Annotated in this window: 23 protein-coding genes; all 23 read left to right on the top strand. The window is 34.4% G+C overall.

All coding sequences use genetic code 11. The features are described from left to right. Window positions 1-19: 19 nt before the first annotated feature. The 23 genes from CIL05_RS02470 to rlmN all read left to right on the top strand — a co-directional run bounded on the left by CIL05_RS02470 (window position 20) and on the right by rlmN (window position 25,850). Window positions 20-1,027, top strand: coding sequence for a glycosyltransferase family 2 protein (locus CIL05_RS02470; protein WP_165769024.1), 1,008 nt, complete (start codon window positions 20-22; stop codon window positions 1,025-1,027). After that, on the top strand, window positions 1,024-2,208 hold the full coding sequence (locus tag CIL05_RS02465; protein ID WP_095653911.1) for a glycosyltransferase: 1,185 nt from the start codon (window positions 1,024-1,026) through the stop codon (window positions 2,206-2,208). Before CIL05_RS02470 ends, CIL05_RS02465 begins: the two co-directional genes overlap by 4 nt. A gap of 92 nt (window positions 2,209-2,300) precedes the next feature. Continuing rightward, window positions 2,301-3,500 carry a glycosyltransferase gene (locus CIL05_RS02460; RefSeq protein ID WP_165769023.1) on the top strand — a complete coding sequence of 400 codons (1,200 nt, stop codon included), beginning with the start codon at window positions 2,301-2,303 and terminating at the stop codon, window positions 3,498-3,500. Window positions 3,501-3,544: 44 nt separating this feature from the next. Then, entirely contained in the window at window positions 3,545-4,546 is a 1,002-nt protein-coding gene (locus CIL05_RS02455) for a glycosyltransferase family 2 protein (RefSeq protein ID WP_095653909.1), read from the top strand. Window positions 4,547-4,610: 64 nt separating this feature from the next. Continuing rightward, entirely contained in the window at window positions 4,611-5,609 is a 999-nt protein-coding gene (locus CIL05_RS02450) for a glycosyltransferase family 2 protein (protein WP_095653908.1), read from the top strand. Window positions 5,610-5,665: 56 nt separating this feature from the next. Next, window positions 5,666-6,685 carry a glycosyltransferase family 2 protein gene (locus CIL05_RS02445; RefSeq protein WP_095653907.1) on the top strand — a complete coding sequence of 340 codons (1,020 nt, stop codon included), beginning with the start codon at window positions 5,666-5,668 and terminating at the stop codon, window positions 6,683-6,685. Window positions 6,686-6,855: 170 nt separating this feature from the next. Beyond that, window positions 6,856-8,631, top strand: coding sequence for an ABC transporter ATP-binding protein (locus tag CIL05_RS02440; protein ID WP_095653906.1), 1,776 nt, complete (start codon window positions 6,856-6,858; stop codon window positions 8,629-8,631). A 289-nt stretch (window positions 8,632-8,920) separates the two neighbouring features. Further along, window positions 8,921-10,186, top strand: coding sequence for a phosphotransferase (locus tag CIL05_RS02435; protein ID WP_095653905.1), 1,266 nt, complete (start codon window positions 8,921-8,923; stop codon window positions 10,184-10,186). Between the two features lie 68 nt (window positions 10,187-10,254). After that, a complete protein-coding gene (gene rfbA / locus CIL05_RS02430) occupies window positions 10,255-11,160 on the top strand; it encodes a glucose-1-phosphate thymidylyltransferase RfbA (RefSeq protein ID WP_095653904.1) in 906 nt (301 codons plus the stop codon). A 40-nt stretch (window positions 11,161-11,200) separates the two neighbouring features. Next, window positions 11,201-11,785 (top strand): dTDP-4-dehydrorhamnose 3,5-epimerase, encoded by a 585-nt coding sequence (gene rfbC, locus CIL05_RS02425; protein ID WP_095653903.1) that lies wholly within the window; start codon window positions 11,201-11,203, stop codon window positions 11,783-11,785. Then, window positions 11,772-13,004: an L-2-hydroxyglutarate dehydrogenase gene (gene lhgD, locus CIL05_RS02420; protein WP_095653902.1), complete on the top strand. Its 1,233-nt coding sequence runs from the start codon at window positions 11,772-11,774 to the stop codon at window positions 13,002-13,004. The genes rfbC and lhgD overlap by 14 nt, the downstream gene beginning before the upstream one ends. A 10-nt stretch (window positions 13,005-13,014) precedes the next feature. Next, window positions 13,015-14,058, top strand: a complete 1,044-nt coding sequence (locus CIL05_RS02415; protein WP_095653901.1) for an NAD-dependent epimerase/dehydratase family protein — start codon at window positions 13,015-13,017, stop codon at window positions 14,056-14,058. A gap of 57 nt (window positions 14,059-14,115) precedes the next feature. Next, window positions 14,116-15,270: an NAD(P)-dependent oxidoreductase gene (locus CIL05_RS02410; RefSeq protein WP_095653900.1), complete on the top strand. Its 1,155-nt coding sequence runs from the start codon at window positions 14,116-14,118 to the stop codon at window positions 15,268-15,270. 150 nt (window positions 15,271-15,420) lie between these two features. Continuing rightward, window positions 15,421-16,122 (top strand): metallophosphoesterase family protein, encoded by a 702-nt coding sequence (locus CIL05_RS02405; RefSeq protein ID WP_095653899.1) that lies wholly within the window; start codon window positions 15,421-15,423, stop codon window positions 16,120-16,122. Between the two features lie 248 nt (window positions 16,123-16,370). Then, on the top strand, window positions 16,371-18,353 hold the full coding sequence (locus CIL05_RS02400; protein WP_095653898.1) for an asparagine synthase-related protein: 1,983 nt from the start codon (window positions 16,371-16,373) through the stop codon (window positions 18,351-18,353). Beyond that, complete coding sequence (locus CIL05_RS21800; RefSeq protein WP_107505443.1) at window positions 18,307-18,465, top strand: paeninodin family lasso peptide; 159 nt, start codon at window positions 18,307-18,309, stop codon at window positions 18,463-18,465. Before CIL05_RS02400 ends, CIL05_RS21800 begins: the two co-directional genes overlap by 47 nt. Window positions 18,466-18,717: 252 nt before the next feature. Continuing rightward, entirely contained in the window at window positions 18,718-19,698 is a 981-nt protein-coding gene (locus tag CIL05_RS02395) for a phosphoenolpyruvate carboxykinase (ATP) (protein ID WP_095653897.1), read from the top strand. Then, window positions 19,695-19,985: a lasso peptide biosynthesis PqqD family chaperone gene (locus CIL05_RS02390; protein ID WP_095653896.1), complete on the top strand. Its 291-nt coding sequence runs from the start codon at window positions 19,695-19,697 to the stop codon at window positions 19,983-19,985. Before CIL05_RS02395 ends, CIL05_RS02390 begins: the two co-directional genes overlap by 4 nt. Before the next feature lie 17 nt (window positions 19,986-20,002). Beyond that, window positions 20,003-20,443, top strand: coding sequence for a lasso peptide biosynthesis B2 protein (locus tag CIL05_RS02385; RefSeq protein WP_095653895.1), 441 nt, complete (start codon window positions 20,003-20,005; stop codon window positions 20,441-20,443). 15 nt (window positions 20,444-20,458) lie between these two features. Further along, the gene (locus CIL05_RS02380) at window positions 20,459-21,637 is read left to right on the top strand and encodes a nucleotidyltransferase domain-containing protein (protein ID WP_095653894.1); all 1,179 of its coding nucleotides are present in this window, start codon (window positions 20,459-20,461) and stop codon (window positions 21,635-21,637) included. A 12-nt stretch (window positions 21,638-21,649) separates the two neighbouring features. Then, window positions 21,650-23,443, top strand: a complete 1,794-nt coding sequence (locus tag CIL05_RS02375; protein ID WP_095653893.1) for an ABC transporter ATP-binding protein — start codon at window positions 21,650-21,652, stop codon at window positions 23,441-23,443. Between the two features lie 25 nt (window positions 23,444-23,468). After that, on the top strand, window positions 23,469-24,449 hold the full coding sequence (locus tag CIL05_RS02370) for a metallophosphoesterase (protein ID WP_165769022.1): 981 nt from the start codon (window positions 23,469-23,471) through the stop codon (window positions 24,447-24,449). A 333-nt stretch (window positions 24,450-24,782) separates the two neighbouring features. Then, window positions 24,783-25,850 (top strand): dual-specificity RNA methyltransferase RlmN, encoded by a 1,068-nt coding sequence (gene rlmN, locus CIL05_RS02365; protein ID WP_095653891.1) that lies wholly within the window; start codon window positions 24,783-24,785, stop codon window positions 25,848-25,850. Window positions 25,851-25,883 lie beyond the last annotated feature (33 nt).

Raw genomic sequence — 25,883 nt, 5'->3', positions numbered from 1 at the left:
CTCAAAGCGGAGGAATTCTATGGCGAAAATAAGTGTAATTATACCGATATATAATCAGGAATTCAATATGCAACTTTGTATCGAATCTGTATTAACACAGACTTTTCCAGATTTCGAACTCATTTTAGTTAATGATGGATCTACTGACAAAAGCGGAGTTCTATGTGATGAATACTTAAAGAAAGATAAACGAATTTCGGTTATCCATAAAGAACATCATGATATTGGTGCTGCACGTAATGCTGGTATCTCGCGCTCATCTGGAGAATACATTACTTTTGTCGATTGTGATGATTTTCTTCACGAGGAAATGTTAAAAGTACTTTACCACCAAATCGTTTTTACTGAGGCAGATATAGCACTTTGTGATTTTCAGCCGATAGAAGAGAGAGAAGAGAAAAATGAGAATAGAAGGAAAGATCCACTCCAAAACTACTCTGTAACAACTTCATCGGGAATAAAGGCATTACATGGTTTGTACGATACAGACCGATTATTTTCCGTCCCATGGAGTAAGATGTTTCGAAAAGAGCTTTTTAATCATATTAAATACCCAGTGGGCTACGTAGATGATGATGAATTTGTTGCTCACAGGCTACTTTATCAAGCAGATAAAGTTGTATATATTCATGAACCACTTTATTATTATGTGGTTTGTGTGGGGCGTAAAGGAAGCGAAACTCCCATACCAATGACTGTAAAAAAATTTGATAAAGTGCTGGCGCTGTATGAACGTGCTGTATTCTTTAGAGAAAGGAATTTAAGAGACGTAGAAGAAAGAGCACTCCTGCATTTTTCGGAACATTTTTTCTGGTATTACTTACAATCTCAAAAAGAGCTTCCTAATGCAGCTGAAAGGCGTAAGGAAATTAAAAAGTTATATAATCGGTTATTTTTTAGAATGATAAATAATCCGCAAGTAAGTAAAAAGAAAAGAGTTGTCTATGGTGCCTTCCGCCTAAGCCCATCCATTCACAAACTGCTGATTTCACGCCTTGATGCCAAAAGATTGGTGAAGCAGCCATGAAGAAAAAGAAACTGTTGTTTGTTATTGATTCACTTGCATGTGCAGGGGCTGAAAAGAGTTTAGTTACCCTCTTAAATTTAATAGATTTTGATTCATATGATGTAGACCTTCAGCTGTTTTTGTATGGAGGAGAACTAGAAACCCTTGTTCCAAAAGAGGTAAAGATATTACCCCCACTTAAATACACCAATTTTGCATCGAAGCCTTTTTGGAAAACAGTCTTTATATATCCTCCTCGATATGTGTCAGCGAGGATTTCTTATTCATCTAAGTTGAGGAGAGGAAAACCAAATAATATTACAAAAGCTCGATTATTTTGGGAAAGTACTGGTTCGGTTATTCCATCTAATAAAGAGCGCTATGATGTAGCAATTGCTTATGCTCAAGGTGTTCCAACGTTTTATGTGTCAGAAAAGGTGTCTGCAGCTAAAAAATATGCTTGGGTTAACGTCAGCTATTACTTAGAGGGAATAGAGAGAACATTTCAGATGAAGCATTATAATAACATGGATAAAATCATAACTGTCTCCGAGAAGACAAAAGAGATTTTTTCACAAAACCAACTACCCTCAGAGTATAAAATGGAAGTTATTTACGATATTAACAATCCGGAATTGATAAATAAAATGGCTGAAAGTGGAAATGGATATGATGATAACTTTAATGGAATTAGGATATTAACGATTGGTAGAATCGCAAGACAGAAGGGCTATGATATAGCTTTAGAAGCATGTGCAAAACTAAAGAAAAATGGAATATCGTTTCGCTGGTATGTACTCGGCAAAGGTCCTCTGGAAAAGGAAATACGAGAGCAGATTCAGGCACTTGGGCTGGAAAAAGAAATGATATTGTTGGGAGTTAAATCCAACCCTTATCCTTATATTAAAGAAGCAGACCTTTATGTTCAAACGTCCAGATTTGAAGGTTATGGAATAGCTCTTGCGGAAGCAAGAATGCTGAACACCCCAATAGTAACCACCCGTTTTGATGCCGTGTACAGTCAAATGGTAGATGGCCAAAACGGAATTGTCGTAGATATGCAACCAGAAGCAGTGGCTGAGGGTATTCAACGGCTGCTTAATCAACATGAATTAAAAGAGCAAATTATTGCTTGCCAAAAGCAAGAGAAAAAGGGGAATATTGAAGAAATCCAGAAGTTTTATGACCTTGTCGGTGTATAAGGAAAAGAGGTGAAAAGTAAAATATGAGAAAAAGAGTCCTGTTTATGCTAATCAGTATGAACGTTGGAGGAACAGAACGGGCATTTTTGAATATGCTTCATGAACTACCCGAAGAAGACTATGATATTACAGTATTGCTGTTAGAAAAAAAGGGTGGTCTTTATCAAGAGCTCCCACAGCATGTGATCGTTCAGGAAATGAAGGATTTCCCTCATATTGGACGGCAACTATCCTACAATCCTAAAGAAAAAATAAAAGCTCATTTATCTAAGCGTCGGTATAAACAGTCGCTTTTTCTTTTTGTGCTCCACAGCTACATGAAAGTAACCAAAGACAGGAGGATATTATTTAAAAATGTTTTCAAAAAAGTCCCTATCTTGGAAGAAAAGTATGATGTTGCAGTTGCCTATGCGGGACCGATGGATATAATCACTTACTATATTGCTAATCGAGTAAAGGCAAAGGAAAAATATCAATGGATACATTTTGATGTAAAGGAAATAGGATTTGACCATAGATTTGCACGAAGAATGTATAGATTATTTAATCGTATATTCGTGGTTTCAAATACTGCTGCAAATCACTTAAAAGAAAAACTACCTACATTAAGTCACAAAATAGATACTCAAACAAATGATATCCCAGCTTTGACAATTACTCAACTTGCAGAAAAAGAAGACGTGTTTCCTGCTTCTTCAATTATTAGAATTGTGACGGTTGCGAGGATTATGAATGAGAAGGGCCCTGATATAGCAGTTAAAACATTGTATGAATTAAGAAAGCTTGGGTATAACATACAGTGGCATTGGGTTGGGGAAGGTCAGTGGATTTCTCATATCAAAGAAATGATACAAGAATTCGAATTAGAAGACTCATTTATACTAGAAGGGTCAAAAAGTAACCCTTATCCTTATATACGTCAAAGCGATATTTATGTCCAGCCATCCAGGCATGAAGGTTACTGTTTAACTATTGCAGAGGCACGTGCGCTGAAAAAGCCTATTGTGTCAACGGCTACTGCAGGTGCAAAAGAACAGATAAAACATGGTGAAACGGGATTGATTTCGGAGATAAATGAACCAGAGTTACTTAGAAATATCATAAAGTTAATAAAAAATCCAGACTTAAGAACTAAAATAAGTGAAGCTTTACAAGAGGAAAACAATAAAAATTCAATCCCTTTTCATTCTAAAGAATGGAGTGCACATTATTATAGCAGCTCTAAAAAAGAGGCACTATTTAACAAAATGGAAAAAGAAAAGCAGTGTAATAAAGGGAGTATTTATTCATAAGTGAGAAGTAAATTTAAAGAACTACGGGTAAAGGAGAAATCAGGATGGGAGTTCCTTCTATTAGTGTTTCTATTACTGTATATAACTTAGAGAAATATGTTGAGAAATGTATCGTCTCTATACTAAATCAGGAGTTTACAGACTTTGAGTTAATAATTATTGATGACGGATCAACAGATCAAAGCAGTAATATTTGTAAATATTATGAAAAGTTAGATGAGAGAATAACATATATTTATCAACCAAATCAAGGAGTTTCAGCAGCACGTAATCGGGCGCTTGAAGCTTCCACTGGAAAATATATTCTTATGGCTGATGGAGATGATCAGCTTGAAATAACTATGCTTGCTAAGTTATTTATTCTTTGCGAATCAAACAATGCAGACATAAGCACATGTATGAATTATTTAGTAGATGAGAAAAACCAGATATTAGGTACTCCTATTATTGGTAAGAAGGTTTATTCAATGAATAACGAAGAAGCACTATTTAAAATGTACAGTGGTAAACTTACTGGATTTGGCTTATGTAATAAGCTTTATAGAAGAGAATTACTTAAGGAAGTTAGATTTCCTATTGGGAGAAAATTTGAAGATGCTGCCATACAGTACCGCCTTATGCAACAAGCTAATAAAGTAGTATTTACGGAAGAACGACTGTACCTTTATGTGATTCATTCGGAAAGTATGACTAGAAAGAAGTTAGCAAAGTACAGCGAAAAAAGGTTAGATATTATTAAAAACTTTGAAGAGGCTATTGAGTTTTTAAAACAGAACAACACTTCTGAATATGTTTTGGATATAATCACTGCAGACTATTATAAATCTCTTAGATGGCTGGCTATTGATATTATGAAGGAAAATAAAGATGTGCAGAAAAAGTCATTGGAGATTGTGACGCAGCAAATCATTTCATGGAAAAACTTATTTTTAAATAACCCTTATATTTCAAAAAAGGAAACCTATTTAATTTACTTTTGGTCTCGATTACCCAGGATAACGCTGGCAGTTTATCATATTAGAAATCAATTTGTATTAAATAGTTAAAATCAAAATTAACTGGAAAGAAGCAGATTAGACTCTTTGTTTTAAGAAGGGGGAATTTTCTAGCATGAAGCCATTAATTACTGTCATTGTCCCTGTTTATAATGGGGAAGCATTCATCGAGAAGTGTTTTAATAGTATTTTGAATCAAACTTATAAAAACCTTGAAATCATTATAATAAACGATGGTTCTACAGATGGCAGTCAAGAAATATGTGATAAATTTGCTGAATTGGATGAGAGAATCATAGTGGTTCATCAATCTAATATAGGTTTGTCCTCTGTAAGAAATAAAGGCCTAGACATGGCCAGTGGGGAACTAATTGGATTTGTGGACTCTGATGATAGTATTCATCCAAGAATGTATGAGATCTTGCAGAAACACCTGCATGATAATGACGCTGACATAGCTATGTGTGAGATATCTAAAGTTTACGATACAAACATAAATGAGCATATAAGAGAAAGTAATATAACGGTAAACAAACAGGAAATTCATTTTTTAGAACAAGAAGAAGCCTTTAAAAATTTATTTAATGAAAAAAATTTAGTTACAGTTGTACCTTGGAACAAACTTTACAAAAAAGAGGTTTTTAAACATGTTCGCTATCCAGATGGAAAAGTACATGATGATGAATTTGTGATTCACCATATCATTCAGGCAACAAAAAAAATTGTTTTTACTGATGCAGTTTTATATTACTACTTTCATAACGAAAACAGTTTTACAAATGAAAAATATACTTTAAAGAGACTGGATGCAATAGAAGCAATTAAAGATCGTGTCTTGCTTTTTGAATTACAAAAATATAATGAATTGCTTCAAAAGGGGTCTAATACTTATTTACACTTAATCATCATACATTATTATTCTGTGCAGAGACATTTTCCAATTGAAAAAGAAGTTATGGAACAATTGAAAAAGGAATTCGAAATTGGATTTAAAAATTATAAAAACATCATAAATTATAAAAACAGGATGGAACTTAAATTTTTCTCGATTCATCCTTCTGTTTACAGCAGATTTGTCAAGGTTAGAAAAAGGTTATCTAATCTTCTATTTTAAAAGAAAAATGAACAATTTCAAAAGTTAATGCAATTTTTTAAAGGAGATCCTATAAAATGCCAAAAGTTAGTTTAATTGTATCTGCCTACAATATTGAAAAGTACATAAAAAAATGTTTACAGTCTCTCATTTACCAGACCTTCCAGGATTTGGAAATAATAGTGATTAATGATGGTTCTACTGATAATACATTAACAAAAATTCAACAAATGGAAGAGATTGATACCAGAATAAATGTTATTGATCAAAGTAATGAAGGAGTCATGAGAGCAAGAGAGAAGGGTTTTGAAAAGGCAAAGGGTGAGTACTTACTATTTGTAGATGGTGATGATTGGCTGGCTGAAGATGCCATTGACGTTTTATATAAAAAGGCAAAACAAAATGATTATGATATTGTATGTTATAAATTTTATTTTGTAGAAGGGGATGAAATAAGAAAAAGTTCAACTAAAAATATCAGTTATCAAATGTTGGTTGGAGATGATTTTCTAAAAATGATTATGACAAGTAAAATAAATCCATCCCTATGGAGTAAGTTAATGAAAAAAAAGTTTATCAAAAATAACAATATAGTTTTTCCTAATGATATTGCCAAAGGAGAGGATTTAGCATTTTCATGTTCTTTAGCTATCCATTGTCCAAGAGTCTGTCTTGTTGATGAGTTTTTGTATTATTATTTAATTTCCAGAAGTCAATCAGTAACTAATTCCGCTTCATCTATATTATTAGAAGTGGAGAAGGCAACTAGCTTTATTCAACAGGATTTAAAATATAACAATATGTACAAAGAAAATAAAGAGGAATTTGAATTTTTAGCCTTCATTCACAACTTCTGGGTTAACAGAGATATTATTTACAACAAGAAAAATGAGTTGAGTAAGTCTTTATATAAAAAATGGAAGAGAACAGGGATAAACATTAGAAAAAATAAGTATTTCAAGGAGTTAATGCTGAAAGAACAACTCAAGGTGAGAATAATCTCCAAAATGCTAGTTAGTAGTTATTTATTAGGAAGTTTGTTTTACAAGTTTTATAATTTATATATTTTAGTAGCAAAGAAATCAAGCGCTGTTTAATTAAGGGGAATTTTAAATTACGTTCATAGGTAAAGTTGGATATATAAAATTGGGATTATTCAATTCGGGAAACAAGCTTTATAAATGTCATATTGAGGTGAAGATAATGGGTAAAAAAAGAATATTAGTGGATGCATTTGGAAATATAAAAGAAAGAAGGTGTGTTTGAATTGCAAAAAGCAATCAAACGATTAATGCTGCTTTTTAATAAAAGAGAAAAGAAAAAATTTCTAATTTTATTCTTTATGATGATAGTAGCTGCTTTTTTCGAAACAATAGGCATAGGATTAATTGTTCCGTTTGTTGGAATTGTAACCAACCCTGATATTATTCAGGAACAGGCTATTTTAGCATATCTTTTCGACTTATTTAACTTTCAATCAACAACATCATTTATTATATTTTCTGTTGTATTGTTACTATCAGTTTTTGTTTTTAAAAATCTATACTTACTTCTTTTCAACTATGCACAATTCAGAGTTATCTTAAATCAACAAGTTAAGCTATCGAGTAACTTGTTTAAAGAATATTTAACAAAACCTTATACTTTCCATTTACAACGAAACACTGCAGAATTACTTCGGAATATAAATGGAGAAGTATCTAAAGTGTTTCAGGGCATAATTATGGCGGGTTTTCAATTGTTGACTGAGTTTCTTGTTATTGCTTGTATTTTTGTATTATTGTTAGTGACTGCTCCAACTGCGACTATAGTAGCTTCTATCCTATTAGGTGGAAGTGTTTTTTTGTTTTTCGCATTTCTCCGTAAGAAGATAAGCCTTCTGGGAAAAGAGCAACAAAAGGTAAGCGGAATGATGATTAAATGGGTAAATCAAGGTTTAGGAGCAAGTAAAGAAGTTAAAGTATCAGGAAAAGAGAGTTTTTTTATTAACTCTTACACTGCTCAAAGCCAGATCAAGGCAAACAATAGCAGGTATATGAAGATGTTGGAACTAGTGCCTAGATTATTTATTGAAACCCTATTGGTGTCTGTTATTCTCATAACAATGCTAATTATAGTTTTGCAGGGAACAAGTATGACGCAGCTTATTTCAACAATGGCACTATTTGCTATGGCTTCTTTTCGATTGATGCCTTCTATTACTCGTGTAACGGCACTGATTACTAGTATTCGGTATAATCAACCTGCATTATCTGTTGTATATAATGATTTATTTATGAATAAAGATGAAAATACAAAGATAAAAAGTAATAAAGATTTGATAGTAGTTAATAGTGGAGAAAAAACATTTGTAGATTCAATAATATTAAAAGAAGTATCTTTTCGTTATCCAAATCAAAAAGACTATTCGTTAAAAGATATTTCGTTGACTATACCGATTGGACAGTCAGTTGCATTTATTGGCGAGTCAGGCGCTGGTAAAACAACGCTTGTTGATATTATTTTAGGTTTGTTTCGTCCAGAAAAAGGTGTTGTATTGATAGATGGAGAAAGTCTTCATGATCAAAAAGCATTATGGCAACAAAAAATAGGCTATATCCCACAATCTATATTTCTATCAGATGATACTATTCGTAGCAACGTTGCTTTTGGAATAAATAAGAAAGACATTGATGATGATGAAGTATGGAGGGCTTTAGAACAAGCGCAATTAAAAGAGTTTGTTAAAGAACTTCCAGACAAATTAGAAACTTCAGTGGGAGAACGCGGAGTAAGAATTTCTGGGGGTCAACGTCAACGAATCGGTATTGCTCGCGCTTTATATCATAACCCGGAAATATTATTCATGGATGAAGCAACTTCAGCACTGGATAATGAAACCGAAAAGGAAATCATGGAGGCTATTGATGGACTTAAGGGTGAGAAGACCTTGATTATTATTGCGCATAGACTTAGTACAATAGAAAATTGTGATATTGCTTTCAGGATAAATAAGGGTAGATTAGCGGAAATTAATTATATGGAAGAAAGGTCAATAATATAGGAAAGATGGGGAGAGTTTTAAAGGAGTTCATTTGTAATTTCAATAATTGAAGTATATTACTAAAAGGCGGATTATGTATGGGGTTTTACCTCATATATAAAAATTACACATTTCATAGGTGGCGATATTTTTCAGGTTAATCCATATGATCTTAATATGTTATTTTATGGTAGCTCAATAATATTTTGAATTATATATATCAGAATTAAAACGTTAATGATTATCAATGGAGGATGAGAAATGAAGAATGTGTTGTATTTAGATAATAAATATTAAAAAGGGGAAAAACATGAGAGGTTTAAAAAGGTTATTTCAAATAATATTGGAGGAGGGTTTTTACGGTGTTTATTTCAAGTTAATAGGTAAAGTAAAGAGTCGAATACTCTCTAAACTTATGAAAGAAGGGAAATGGGAAAAGGCTATAAGGACTGGTGAAACTTTGTTATCTATTTTTCCTGATAATATGTACTATCCATTAAAAGTCGCGGAATGTTATCAAAATATAAATAAAGATGGCCAGGCATACAAAATTATACAGAATTATTTTGATTTGAATTTTAATCTTAATGATGTATTTGAAATTTCAGAGAAACAATTTAGTGATCAAAATCTAATTAAATCCAAGTATTTATATTTAGGTGGAAGTAATAATGAAGGATTAATTGAACATAGACTAATAAATAACAAATATTTAACAAAAATAACTCAATCTGAACATAAAGAAGTGGAAAAATTATTTTATTCGAAGATTTACAAACTCTATCCAGAAATTAAAAAAGTCACCCCTAAATTTATGGGAATAACCCAAATAAAAGAACATAATCTCAGTTTGATAACCATGCAAAAAGTTGAGGGAATGGGACTTAAATTAAATGATAAAGTAATTCATGAAGTGGGTAAAATCAGCAAAATAATTAGTTCAATTACCTATGGGGAAATTTATAAATGGTTTCCTTCAAATATTGTTAAAAGTGGTAGTGAGATCCATAAATTGCTATGGTCATTTGACTCAATTCATAGGGAACATAAAAACAAGGAACTATTTATGACTCTATATAATAAAATGGAACAATTAAATTATTTAAGTGAATCTATCTTATTAATTGAACGAGTTGAAACTATAATAATGGAGAAAAAAATGTATGAAAAGCTTCAGCCAATGAAACATTATTCTGTACAGCATGGTGACTTTTTTTACAAGAATCTACTATCTGAAGATAATAAAATATATGTTGTTGATTGGGGTTGTATGAAGATAGGCCCATCGTGGTGTGATATGGCTGGATTTCTAGGAGAAATAAGGCAGCCATTTAATAAAATTCATTCAAACTTCCTATTAAATGAAAAAGTAACTGGCCATTTTGAGCCAATTGAAAAGCTGTTTTTTATATATACATTAATTACAGTTTGGATTTCTGAGTTTAGTAAAAAAGAATTCAATAATAGTCTCGAATTGTACCTTCGTCCAGCGGTTGAACTTATAGAAGAAATTGCAAAAGAAATAGAAATTGATAAACATAAAAGCAATGTAAAAAGACAATTGAATACTATGTAAAGCAGCATCTCAACTTTAACTAGAGGTGTTTTTTTTATGCATTTTATAATTTTACGAGGAGGGTTACCATGAAAGGAATCATACTTGCAGGCGGAAATGGGACACGGCTATATCCATTAACAAAGTCCATTTCAAAACAATTACTTCCAGTTTACGACAAACCTATGATTTATTACCCGATTTCAGTATTAATGTTAGCAGGTATTAAGGATATCCTTATCATTTCAACGCCAGAGGATACACCACGTTTCGAACAGTTATTAGGAGACGGTTCGGAGTTGGGAATTAATTTATCCTATACCATTCAGGAAAATCCTAATGGGCTGGCTGAAGCATTTATCATTGGCGAAGACTTTATTGGCAAGGACGATATTTCGTTAATTTTAGGTGATAACATTTTCTATGGGCATGACTTCATTTCTCACCTTGAGAGAGTGAAACGGCAATTAAATGGGGCGACTATCTTTGGATACAATGTCGATGACCCACAAAGATTTGGTGTTGTTGAATTTGATAACAATCATAAGGTTCTGTCTATAGAAGAAAAACCGGAAATACCTAAATCTAATTTTGCCATTACCGGTTTATATTTCTTTGATAATCAGGTCGTTGATATTGCTAAAAACGTAGAGCCATCTGATAGAGGTGAACTGGAAATCACCGATATCCTTAAAGAATACGTTGTACGAGATCAATTAAAAGTCGAATTGTTTGGACGTGGATTTGCATGGCTAGATACGGGCACACATGAATCATTGCTTGAGGCATCGCAATTTATTGAAATAATGGAAAAGCGAACCCTTCTAAAAGTTGCATGTTTAGAAGAAATCTCATATAGCAAAGGATATATTTCAGAATCCCAATTATTAAAACTAGCAGAACCATTGAAAAAGAGTGCTTATGGGAAATATTTACTTCGAGTTGTAGAGATGAACAGAGGTAAAGGTCGGGAAACATTACGATTGGTAAATTGACAGATTAGCTGCTTTAAACTTATCAAATGGGAGGAAAAAAATGAAAATAATAGATACAAAGCTTGAAGACATAAAAATCATTGAGCCAAAGGTTTTTAAAGATCATCGTGGTTTTTTCATGGAAAGTTTTAACCACCAAAAGTTTGCAGAACTTGGGTTGGAATTTGATTTTCTCCAGGATAATCATTCGCTCTCAGTTGATAAGGATGTTATTCGCGGTCTTCATTATCAGCTGAATCCGAAAGCGCAAACGAAGCTGGTTAGAGTTATTACCGGAGCAATCTACGACGTGGCAGTGGATATTCGTAAAGATTCACCGACATTTGGCAACTGGGTTGGTGTTACGTTAAGTCAGGAAAACCATCGTATGTTTCTAGTTCCTAAAGGCTTTGCCCATGGTTTTTGTACATTAACCAAAGATACACATGTTCAGTATAAGGTTGATGCGTATTATTCGGCAGAGAACGATAAAGGGATATTGTGGAATGACCCGGCACTCGCAATTAACTGGCCAGCTTGCAACCCAATTTTATCTGAAAAAGATGCAAAACAACCATTGTTAAATAAAGCCGAAATTAATTTTCAGTATCCAGCTAAAGAGGATGTTGGTCATGAAGTCCTATGACTACCTGATTGTGGGTGGTGGAATAATTGGCTTGTCCATCGCAAGGGAGCTTATAAATAGATTCCCGAAAGCCTCGATCTGTATTTTGGAAAAAGAATCCGATGTTGCTCACCACTCAAGCGGAAGAAACAGCGGTGTTCTGCATGCTGGATTCTACTATACGGCTAATAGTTTAAAAGCTAGGTTTACAAGGGAAGGCAATCAGGAAATGACGAGTTACTGTGATGAAAACGGCTTGAAGATCAATAAGTGTGGGAAGCTTGTTGTAGCAACAGATGAGACAGAGTTAGAGGGGTTAAATGAGTTGAAAAAGAGGGCAGAAAAAAATGGTGTTGAACTCCATTGGATTAATGAGCCAGAGGTACATTTGATTGATCCTAATGTAAAGACTTTTAAAAAGGCTCTTTATTCTCCAACCACTGCATCTGTTAATCCGGTAGAGGTATGTCAAACCATTAAGGCCGAAGTATTAAGCAAAGGTGTGGATCTTATATGTAATACCCAGTATAAGGGGAGATCACAGAATGAAATCCTCACAAATAACGGAATATTCACATGTAACTATTTTATAAATGCAGCAGGGTTATATGCAGATAAAGTTGCAAGGGATTTTGATTTTGGAGATAAATATACAATCATCCCCTTTAAAGGAATCTACCTGAAGTATGCCAAAAATAAATCTGATGTCACGACAAATATTTATCCGGTACCTAATTTGAAAAATCCCTTTTTAGGCGTTCATTTTACGAAGACAGTGGATGAATCTATTAAAATTGGACCTACCGCCATTCCTGCTTTCTGGAGGGAAAACTACAGCGGATTGAAAAACTTCAAGTTAAATGAGTTTTTCAGCATTTTACTCTATGAGGCGAAATTGTTTATGAAAAACTCCTTTAATTTCCGTTCACTAGCATTTGAAGAAATGAAGAAATATAAGAAATCAAATTTTATTAAACTATCTTTAGCTATGGTTAAAAATATAGATAAAAATGGATTTGGCCAATTCATGAAACCAGGAATCCGTGCTCAATTGTTAAACAAGGAAACATTAGAGCTTGTACAGGATTTTGTTGATGAAGGAGATAACCATTCTTTTCACATTTTAAATGCAGTTTCTCCAGGTTTTACATGTGCTTTCCCTTTTTCGAGATATGTAGTGGATAAAATCCAAGAGAAACAGGGTAAAAAATTAAGGGAAATAAAAGAAAACATTTCATAGGGGGCAAAAGATGAAGACTATACTGGTAACAGGTGCGGGTGGATATATTGGTAGTGTTTTAGTACCGAAATTACTGGAAAAAGGATATACCGTTAGTGCGGTTGATCGTTTCTTTTTTGGGGTTGATAAATTACAGCCACATCCGAATTTAACAATTATTCATGAGGATTGCCGCCGATTAGAAGCAGATCAATTTGCTGGTGTTGATGCAGTTATTGATTTAGTAGCTATTTCAAATGATCCTAGTGGTGAAGAATTCAAAGAGGTTACGTATGAAGTGAATCACCTGGCCAGGGTGAATACAGCAATGCTTGCAAAATTGATGGGCGTGAAACGATATATTTTACCATCTTCCTGCAGCATTTATGGATTTCAGGATGCAATTGCAGATGAGAATTCAGAAACAAATCCATTAACAGTCTATGCTAAAGCGAATGAAAAAGCAGAACAAGGAGTGCTTCCATTAGCTGATGATAATTTTACTGTAACTGTGATGAGGCAAGCAACTGTTTATGGATATTCGCCAAGAATGAGATTTGATTTAGCAGTAAATGGAATGACTTATGGTGCATGGGAAAATGGCGTGATTCCTCTAATGAGAGATGGTTCACAATGGAGGCCGATGATACATGTGGAAGATACAACGGATGTGATGTGCCTGTTGCTTGAAGCTGAAGCGAATAGTATTAATGGTGAGATTTTCAATATAGGCTCCAATCGAAATAATTATCAACTGGGCCCACTTGCTGAAGAAATTGCAGCTGCACTGCCAATCGATGTAAAAATTGAATGGTATGGAGATCCGGATCATCGTTCCTATCGCGTCAATTTTAAAAAGATCGAAACTGCTCTGAATTGGAAGGCTAAATACACGGCGGCTGATGGTGCGCTTCAAATATACCAAAGGCTGGAAAAAGGAAGTCTTCAAAAAACGGAACAAACGATAACATTAGATTGGTATAAGGAATTAATTAAATGGCAGAGCATAATTAACCAGGTTGATAAGTATGGTGGAATTTTAGAACTGGAGAAGAGTGAAATACAAATAAATTAAAATTTTTTAATCCAAATGTTCTTTATATAGAATCAATCTATTTAGGAGGAAAATGAAATGCATAATATTACGAGAGTTGGTATTGCGGGTACGGGTTTAATTGGTAAGGGGATAGCAATTGAGGTTGAGAAACAAGCTGAATTGAAACTATCAAAGGTTCTGACCCGTCGTAATATCAATACAATGAATGACTACCCATTCTCCGAAACACTTACAAATTCTGTTGACGCATTTATTGAGAGCTGTGACTTAATTATAGAATGCAGTGGAGATGTTATTTATGGTACGGAAGTAATTGATAAGGCCATCAAGGCATCCATACCTGTTATAACGATGAATGCTGAGCTGCAGGTAACAACAGGTTCTTATTTTGCCAAAAGAGGCTTTATTACAGAAGCAGAGGGAGATCAGCCAGGATGTCTAGCTTCATTACATGAGAATGTGATCCAGATGGGTTTCAAGCCGTTAGTATATGGAAACATTAAAGGATTTCTTAAGCTGGACCCGAACATTGAAGATATGAAATACTTTTCCAAAAAAAATGGTGTACGTATTGACATGACAACTTCCTTTACAGACGGGACAAAAGTTCAGGTGGAACAGGCACTGGTTGCAAATGGACTTGGTGCCGGGATTGCTGTTGATGGACTACTAGCTCCTAGCTCAGATGATCTGAACAAAACCGGAGAAGAATTAGCTGAAGAAGCAAAACGTTTGGGTTATCCTATTAGTGAATTTGTGCTGGCACCAAAAGCTCCCCCGGGTGTCTTCATAACTGCAGAGCATGATAGCCGTCAAAAGGATGCACTTAGATATTTTAAGATGGGAGAAGGCCCTTATTATACGATTCTTCAAAACTACCACCTCTGCCATTTAGAAGTTGTAAAAACGATTAAGAGGGTTATAAGTGGTGGCGGTGTTTTATTAAACAATGGTGAAAACCCCAGAGTGAGTGTGGCAGCTATTGCAAAAAGGAAACTTCAACCTGGCGAGGAAATTGAAAAAGGGATTGGCAGTTTTCAAGTAAGAGGAGAAGCGGTTGAGATGACTACAAATAAGGACCATGTTCCAATTGGTATACTAGTAAATGCAGTTATGAAAAGGGAAGTGGCAGAAGAGGAAATGATCACCTTTGATGATGTTGAGTTACCTGAAAGTCTGGCATTGACGGCGTGGCTTGAGATTGCTGGAAGAGCGCCGATAAATATATAATATGATGACTCCATTCAATTTTTATTGGGATAGTTAATCAAGAAAGCGCCAACTATCCCTTTTCAATTTTTGTACATATAGTTATACCATCGATTAAATAGGGTAAGAAATAATAAATATGCTTATTACAAATAAGGACAGGTGATTAATATGAGAATAACTTTTATTTCAGATATTCATGGCAATGCTACTGCGCTGGAAGCAGTATTAGAGGATATTAAACAAAGAGACATCCAAAAAACTTTTGTCTTAGGAGATTTATGTTACAAGGGACTGGATCCTAAATGTTCACTCGAAATGGTAAGGTCGTTAAATGCGGATGTTATAAAAGGCAATGCAGATGAATGGGTAGTGCGTGGTGTACGACAGGGAGAGGTTCCAGAACAAGCATTATCAATGATGAACAAAGAACGTGACTGGACCTATTCAAAATTAAGTGAAGAAGAAATAGAATATCTTAAAAATCTCCCTGAAGAACTGAATTTAGAATATGGAGATGTTAAAATCCATGCATTTCATGCCACTCCTAATAGTTTGTTTGAAATGGTGCAGCCTTTTGAAAGTGATGAAGTTCTTAGTGAAAAATTAATGGGTACAAACGCTGATATTTATATTTATGCACATATTCACAAGCCTTATATAAGGTATATTGATGGAAAATGTGTTGTGAATACGGGGAGTGTGGGATTACCTTTTGATGGGGTGAAAAAAGCATCATATGTGATTTTGAATATTAACGAAAACAGTTTTAATACTTCGATTGTTAGGGTTGAATATGATGTTGACAAGGTTATAACAGAGATTAGAGAGTCTGATTACCCCAATAAGGAAATAGCTAATATCTTGGAATAAAGTTTAAAAAATTAAGTAGCGGTCAATTATAAATATAGTTTTATTTTATCGGAAAATAATTATTTTAGTGATTGACACTATGGTTAAATGATGGTAATTTAGTATTAGGTTATTCTTTATAAAGAACGAAGACGTTTGCGGATGACTTTATTGAGTACAACATATATTTTTTTGATTCCAATGTTCTTTATAGTGAACATTGGATGCAGTTTAAAATACATACTAAATATCATCATTAGGAGGAAATTATGAGCGCTATTACTGGTATTCATCATGCAAATAATGAACCTGTATCAATTGATCAAGGGATTGAAATGATGAAGGTTTTACAAAAGTATCCTTCTGATGATATTCAGATATGGCAACAGAAAAATATTTTTCTGGGATGCCATTCACAGTGGATTACACCGGAATCGGTCGGGGAACAACTGCCCTTTTATGATTATGAAAGACAACTGGCAATTACATCAGACGCGATGATTGATAATCGTGATGAATTATTTGATAAATTGGGGATTCATCATGAAGAAAGAAAAGGAATGCCTGATAGTCAATTGATCCTCCTTTCTTACTCAAAATGGGAAGATGGAGTTCCTAACCATTTGATAGGTGATTTTGCTTTTATGATTTGGGATGAAAGAAAGCAAAAGCTGTTTGGGGCGAGGGATTTTTCGGGGACGAGATCTCTTTATTATAACAGTAGTGATCAGAGGTTTGCATTTTGCACAGTTATAGAGCCGCTCCTGCAGTTGCCTTATATAAAAAAACAACTAAATGAAGAATGGCTGGCTGAGTATTTGGCAATTCCAAACATGATTGATGCAGTAGATGTAACAAAAACGGCCATTAGGGATATCCAACAACTCCCGCCTTCCCATACGATTTCTGTCATAAATGGCAAGATTAAGCTTTCTAAATACCAAGTACTATCACTGAACGAAAAAATTAGATTTAAAAAAGATGAAGAATATATTGAGGCTTTCCGTGATATTTTCCAGAAAGCAGTTGACTCAAGTTTACGTACATTTAAAGACGTTGGTTCACAATTGAGCGGTGGTCTTGACTCAGGGTCGGTTGTAAGCTTTGCAGTAAAAACCTTACAAAAACAAAATAAAAAGTTACATACCTATAGCTCTATTCCTGTGAAAGATTTTGAAGATTATACATCCGACCACTACTTTCCAGACGAACGTCCCTTTATTCGCGCAACTGTTGATTATGTTGGGAGTATAGAAGAACATTATTTAAGTTTAGATGATAAAAATTCATACACAGATATTGATGATTGGTTGGATATTATTGAAACTCCATATAAGGCATTTGAAAATTCATTCTGGATAAAGGGTATTTTTGAAGAAGCTAGTAAAGAAGGTATAGGAATATTATTAAGTGGGGCTAGAGGTAATTTTACGATATCCTGGGGACCAGCATATGATTATTATGCCCATTTATTAAAGAGTATGAGATGGATTCGCTTTGCTCAAGAACTGAAAAGTTATAGCAGAAATATTGGAGTAGGAAGAAAAAATCTACTTGATCCTATAAGTAAAAGGGCATTTCCACGCCTGTTTAAAGAAGAAAACTATCAATTTCCAATGCTTATAAATCCTGATTTCGCTGCTAAAATGAATGTATTTGAAAAGCTACAAAATTACGGAATTGAAGCAAATGGATTTACGAAGCGGACCATTCATGGTCAAAAAAATTACTTGATTGATAATGGATTTATTTGGAATACAAGCGGAACAACTTTCACAAAGCTTTCTTTGCAATATGGATTATTATTGCGAGATCCAACAAATGATATCCGTGTCGTTAATTATTGTAAGTCAGTACCTTTAGAACAATTTATAAATAACGGGATGGACCGGGCTCTCATAAGAAAAGCAACTGAAGGCTATTTACCGGATAAAGTGCGATTAAATCAGATATACAAAGGTGTTCAAGGAATGGATTGGGTTCATCGTATGTCATCTAATTGGCTGGAATTAATCAAGGAGACACAAGAGCTATTAAAAAATAAGGATGTGACTCAATATTTAAATAAGGAATCGATAAGCGATGCCCTTTCTAAGGTATTGGAAGATCGAAAAGGAGACATGGCTCTTAATCCACAGCTAAGGGGTCTGATGCGAAGTATTATTGTCTATCGGTTCTTACAAACATTTGAAGGAGGTGATAAATATGAAGAAGGTATGGGAAGAACCAAAATTGGAAGTATTGGATATTAGAGAGACAATGGGTGGTGATCGTTATTTTGGCTTTGATAACATATTTGATTTTGATTTTACTAAGCCGCCTAAAGATCCTGGGCAAGGAGATCCACCACCAGAGATTAGTTAATAAATCAAATACAGTTTATTCTAACTAAGCTAACTTTACTTAATGAAAATTTGGTATTTGTATGAAACTATAGTGAATGCCAAGTAAACCTTAAGACTCTTTTCACTTGTGAAAAATATATTTGATTATTAGCTGGTGGAGGGTATTCCCTTCAATAGTCGGAAACCACTAATTTTATTGACCCTTATACCTGAAAATTTGTATAAGGGTTATCTTTTTATTAATTCAAGAAAAAGTGCAGGTGAGTAATCAGTGAATAGAACTTCAAAAAATGCAATATACAGTGCATTTGGGTTAATCATTTCCAGTGACTTTCATTTACCTGAATTAATACATATTGACTATGAAAATGATGACGCCGATTTAATAATTAAGCATGAAGATTTATCTAACTTGTGGCTTAAAAATGTTAAAACAGATTCCTATTACTTTATTAAAGAAAATCTATGTCTGGTTAGAGTTCCAGATGTCGCCATTTTCAAAATTGAGTATGGGAGAGCTATTTCGTATTCCCCTATCGGAAAATCAAACGATGACCAAATCCGACTTTATTTACTTGGAACATGTTTGGGTGTAGCACTCATGCAAAAGAAAGTATTACCCATCCATGGAAGTTGTATTGCTATAGATGGGAAAGCCTATGCATTTGTTGGAGATTCAGGTGCAGGTAAATCAACACTTGCATCAGCATTTATCAATCGTGGTTTTCAATTTCTTACGGATGATGTTATTGCAGTGACACTATTCAATGATAATATTCCGTTCGTTATACCTTCTTATCCACAGCAGAAGTTATGGCAAGAAAGCTTGACTGAGTTTGGTGTTGAATCTGAACATTTTAAACCAATTTATAGTCGGGAAACAAAGTTTGCAATTCCTATAAATGACCATTTCCATGATCAACCCATGCCTTTAGCTGGGGTATTTGTACTAAGCAAAGCAAATCAAGATGATATTGAGATCTATCCCATCGGAAAATTAGAACGGCTTCCTATCCTTTATCATAATACTTACCGAAATTTTATGATTAGTCGTTTAGGACTAATGGAATGGCATTTTTATTTTTCAGCCAACATGGTAAATAAACTTGATTTTCACCAAATCATTCGCCCAAATTCACATTTCACAGCCAATGAATTAGTGGATGAAATTCTAGATATAATTAATAACAGTGATAAATTGGGTGGTAAAAAAATAAATACAATCCATCATAAAGGGGAAAAAGTGATATGAATAAAATAATTTCTACAAATGATGTCGTAAGTCAAGTAGAGAGCAATATTGTTAGTGATATGGATGGAGAAAAGGTCATGCTGAGTATTGAAAATGGAAAGTACTACAATCTCGGTGATACTGGCGGTGAAATTTGGGAGTGTATGAAAGAGCCGATCTCTATACAGGACTTAATCAATACGTTAGTGATGAAATATGATGTGGGGGAACAGATTTGTCGTGATCAGGTTATCGGATTTATCGATAGTTTGAGAGTACAAGGTTTAGTAAAGATTGAGTCTACTTAAGAAGGAGACAGATAGCGATGAGAAAGATAAAATTACTTCTATCCTTACACCCGAAAATGATACTACTCCTATTGGAAGCATATATTTATCTTGCATGGGCCAGGGTTTTAAAAGGCAAGTCTTTTTCAAAAATCGCCTCTTCGTTGGGAGACAAAATGAAGGAAACCTCGAAAGATCTAATACCTGAACAAAGAAGGAAACAGGCAGAAGTATCCCAAGCTATCCGTATTATGAGTAAGTATACATTTTGGGAAAGTGAATGTCTTGTAAAAGCGATTGCAGCACTAAAAATGCTGGAAAAAAGAAACATAGAAAGCACCCTATATTTAGGAACTGCAAAAGATGGGGCTGGGAAATTAATTGCACATGCATGGCTACGGAGCGGTCCATTTTATATTACTGGTGCTGAAGTAAAAGAACGATTTACGGTAGTCAGTAAGTTTGCGAAAATGATGTGAAGATAAGGAGAAGACATGAAACCATTCAAACTTAATATTTCACAGATACCGATAGAGTTAAAATTTATATTAGATTTGTTAAAAGAAGATTTCCAGTATGAAAGTAATCGGGCTTCATATGAAGAAATCAATTGGGATACTTTTATTAAGTTATCCCTTCACCATCGTTTATATCCAGTCATTTATTTAAAATTAAAACAGCTAAAAGAAGGTATTGTACCTTCATTTGTGATGAATTATCTCTCTATTCAATATAAAAGAAATACATTAAAAATGCTTAAATTCAGTGCAATTACAGAACAAATTAGCAGATTGCTTACAGACAATCAAATCCCGGTCATTTTATTAAAAGGACCTGCCCTTGCACATCAGCTTTATGGAGATATATCTCATAGAACTTCAGGTGACTTAGATTTCCTTGTACCAATAGAAAAATTAGAAGAAACTGAGAAACTACTTGTTGGGCAGGGATATGTAAAAGATGAATATATACAAACGGTACTTAATGATTGGAAGTGGAGACATCATCATTTCACATATATACACCCCCAGCAAAATATTAAAGTCGAAATCCATTGGCGACTAAATCCAGGACCTGGGAAAGAGCCAAAATTTAATGAACTGTGGAAGCGAAAATCGAGAAGTAAGTTGACTCATTTCCCAGTTTATTTATTGGGGAAAGAAGACCTGCTTTTATTTCTAATCTCACACGGCGCGCGTCACGGTTGGTCACGTTTACGGTGGCTCGTAGACATTAAGTACCTACTAGTAGAGAAGCATTTAGATTTGAAAAGAACCCTTCTGATGGCAAGAATATATCATTATCATCGTTCTGCAGGACAAGGAATCTATCTGGCTAAGTCTCTATTTAACTTGGAATTGGTCCCTGAGATGGAACGGTTAACGAAAGCACCTTCAGCAAAAAAATTAGCTCAGCAAGCAGTATTTTATTTTGAAAACAGGATTAATCTTCATTCAGATCCAGTTCCTGAAGATGTAGCAAACTATCATAAATCCCATTTATTCGCTTTAAGGAGTATGCAGCAAAAGATTATCTTTATTATAAGCTTCTTATATCCATATCCTGAGGATAAACAACTATTACCATTACCAAAAGCATTTCATTTCCTCTATTTTCCATTACGTCCATTTCTCTGGGTATGGAGGAAAACAAGGAAACATGCATTATCTTAGGGGGACATACGAATGAAACCAATTATATATTTTTTGAAACAAATCCATAATTACTCCGGGAAGATTGTCTATATTAATTTATTTGCGATGGCTGGTATAGGCTTATTGGATGGTGTAGCAATTTTATTACTTGTCCCGTTGATTAGTATGAGTGGAATTGTTGATATGGGAGTAGAAGGTGTGCCGATTTTAAGTATGTTTGATTTTATGGAAGATATTCCAGCAAATATTGGGCTACCTATTATATTAGCTATTTTTGTCATGATTGTGATTGGGCAAAATATTGTAAAAAATAAGCTAAACTTGAAAAATACTATGATACAGCTTGGCTTCTTGCACTCTATGCGTCTTGAAACTTATAAATTATTATTATATGCTGACTGGCAATTTTTCGTTAGAAATAGAAAGTCAGATTTTATAAATATTTTATCATCAGAAATTGGACGTTCCAGTGTTGGTGCATATTCGGTCTTACAATTTATCTCATCTCTTACAATTACCATTATACAAATAGGGTTAGCATTTGTTATCTCTTCTACTGTTACTACATTTGTACTACTGTGTGGATTAGTTCTCATCTTTTTTAATCGAAAATTTTTAAAAAGATCATTAGCTTTAGGGAACAGAAACTTCGAATTGGGTAAAGAATATATTAGCGGAATTACCGATCATATGAATGGAATAAAAGATATTAAAAGTAATACATTGGAAAAATCAAGATTAGACTGGTATGTATGGATTACGAAGGGAATAGAAAAAGAACAAGTAGATTATACGAGGTTAAAATTAACTTCGCAATTATACTATAAAGTAGCATCTGCTGTTTTAATCGCCATCTTTATCTATTTTGCAGTAATGATGTTTAATGCACAGGCTGCTCAACTCATGTTAATTATTGTAGTTTTCTCACGGTTATGGCCACGCGTTGCAGGGCTTCAAAGCTCGATGGAACAAATAGCAACAACGATTCCATCCTTTAGAGCGGTGATAGCAATGCAGGAAGAGTGTAGAAATTCCCAAGAATTTGACGCAGAAGCAAATACTGATATTACCCCACTTACAATTAACCAAGGTATTCAATGTACACAAGTCTATTTTCGCTATAACCAAACTGCCAGCTACGCCTTGAAAAATATTAATGTCACGATCCCAACGAATCAAATGACAGCTTTTGTTGGGAGATCCGGTGCTGGAAAAAGTACATTAATCGATATTTTGATGGGATTAAATAAAGCCGAAAAAGGTCAGGTTTTAATCGATGGGGTAGCATTATCCAGCGATAATTTAGTAGCCTTAAGAAGGTCGATTAGCTACGTTCCACAAGAACCATTTCTTTTCAATACTTCTATCAGAGATAATCTATCAATCGTAAAAGCCGATGCAACAGAAGAAGAGATGTGGGAAGCCTTAGACTTTTCATCAGCAGCCGAATTTGTAAACAAACTCACCGACGGACTCGATACTATCATTGGTGATCGCGGGATCAAGCTTTCTGGTGGGGAACGGCAGCGGCTCGTTTTAGCCCGTGCTATTTTAAGAAAACCATCTATTCTTGTTTTAGATGAAGCAACAAGTTCACTTGATACAGAAAATGAGGCAAAAATTCAGCAGGCATTGGAACGATTAAAAGGAAAGATGACAATCATTGTTATTGCTCACCGCTTATCGACGATTCGAAATGCAGACCAGGTTGTTGTACTTGAAGATGGGGAAATCATTCAGAAGGGCGGATTTACGCAGCTTTCCAAGGAAAAGAAAAGTGTGTTTAGTAACTTACTGCATAACCAATTGGAGGCTATTAAGTAAGAAAGGAATTGGAGTGCGATTAGTCGTGAGAAAAGTAGTTGGAAGAATTATAGTGGGTATTTTAATCGTTGTTATTGTGTTTGTTATTTATACACTCTGGGACAACAACCGCATAACTATAGCTGAACAAGAAATAAATATAGATAACCTCCCTTATCAGCTTGAAGATTTTCGAATCCTGCAAATTACCGATTTACATGAAAAACAATTCGGTAAAAACCAAAAGAGATTGATAGATACCATTAATTCTATTGAATATGATGCAATCGTGTTTACAGGTGACATGCTGGATGGTGTACAAAGCACAAACTATCAGCCTTTTTATTCCTTGTTAGAAGGAATTGATAAAAAGGAAAACGCCTGGTATGTGCCGGGAAATGCAGACCCGGATAGTTACCAGGTTGAACCAACATTTGGAAAAAGCGAATTTATCATAGGTATGGAAGAGAGAGGTGTTCAGCTTTTAGAATCTATTGACACGGTAGAGGTTGAGGGTGTTAGCATTCATTTTACCAATTTTGAGCTATCTATCATAGAAAATCCTGAAAGTATTGGAGGAATCAATGGAGTCGTTTACCCATCTTATACCTTAGATGAACAGTATCTTACACATCAAAAAAAGCTGTGGAGAGATATGCAAAACCTCGTTATAGAGGAGTCAGATATAATGGTTGCACTTAACCATTACCCTGTTCCTGATCTAAGAATAGACTATATTGAAAAAGATGCCAATACTATATGGAGAGACTTTGATTTGATAATAGCTGGGCATTACCATGGGGGACAAATTCGGATCCCCTTTTATGGAGCGATATTCATACCTGATCCTTGGTATGAGCCTAACAGTTTTTTTCCGCCACAGAATCGAGTAAAAGGGCTATGGGAGTATAAAGAAACGAAACAGTATGTCAGTACTGGATTGGGAAGCAGTGACGCCATTTCCTTTTTAAAGTTCCGGTTGTTCAACCCGCCGGAGATTAATCTTTCGACGCTAAAAGGGGATTAATTGGTCTTATTAATGTTTAGAACTGAGATTTGCTGTGCCATCGAAAATGTTGCTATCTTTAATTTGCTGATAGAAACTCTAAAACCGCTGATAGAATAAGGATATGCGCTGATAAATGCCCCAAGTCCGCTGATGAGCCACAATTTTATATTGCAATTTACTCTACGAATCCCTAATTTCCCTTGCTTCATTGATAATTATGTAATAATATAGTATGATGATTTATTGCAATGATATATAATTAATTTATCTTGAAAAATTATGAAGAAGACTGTTTTTTTGCAACTAAGACTTGGCGGCAAGCTAAGTTTTCTAAGAAATGAGGGTAATATAATGACTAAAAAATCTATTTATGGACTGACATATGATCAATTAACTGACTGGCTGATGGAGCGTGGGCAACAGCGTTTTCGTGTCGATCAGGTATGGAATTGGCTTTATAAAAAGCGGGTTAAGACTTTTGCAGATATGAAAAATGTAAATAAAGATACGATCGCTTTATTGGAAGAAAGTTTTGTCCTGCATACGTTGGATGAGGAGATCAAACAGGAATCCAAGGATGGTACGATCAAATTTCTATTTAAATTAGATGATGGAAACTTAATAGAGACTGTGCTGATGCGCTTTAATTATGGATTATCGGTTTGTGTTACCACACAGGTTGGCTGTAATATTGGCTGTACATTTTGTGCGAGTGGCTTATTAAGAAAGAGCCGTGATCTAAGTAGTGGTGAAATCGTTGAGCAAATCATGAATGTACAAAAACATCTTGATGCACAAGGAAAAGATGAGCGTGTGAGCCATATTGTTGTCATGGGAATTGGTGAACCATTCGATAATTTCACAAATCTAATGGACTTCTTATATGTTGTAAATGATGATAAAGGTCTAAATATCGGAGCAAGACATATTACGGTTTCAACAAGTGGTCTTGCACATAAAATTTATGAGTTTGCTGATACGGGTATTCAGGTGAATTTGGCAATTTCCATTCATGCGCCAAACAATGAGCTGCGTACAAGGATTATGAAAATAAATAAAGCATTTCCAATTGAGAAGCTGATGAAAGCTGTGGACTACTATTTGGAAAAAACAAACCGGCGAATTACGTATGAATATATTATGCTGCGGGATGTCAATGATCATAAGGAAGAGGCAATTCAGCTTGCAAAACTGTTGAAAGATCATCGTCATCTTGCCTATGTGAATTTAATTCCATACAATTCTGTTGATGAACATAATCAATATCAGCGCAGTGAAACTGGATCAATCCAGACGTTCTTTGAAACCTTAAAAGAGCAAGGTATTCATTGTGGGGTACGCTGGGAGAATGGTGCGGATATTGATGCAGCATGCGGTCAACTCAGAAGTAAACAAATAAAGAAGAAAAATGCAGTTTAAAATAAATGCAGGATCCCTCACTACACATGGCGA

The sequence above is a fragment of the Virgibacillus profundi genome (genome assembly GCF_002287375.1).
GTDB lineage: Bacteria > Bacillota > Bacilli > Bacillales > Amphibacillaceae > Virgibacillus_K > Virgibacillus_K profundi.
Note: the sequence above shows the minus strand (reverse complement) of the source record. Positions and strands in the feature narration are given on the sequence as shown.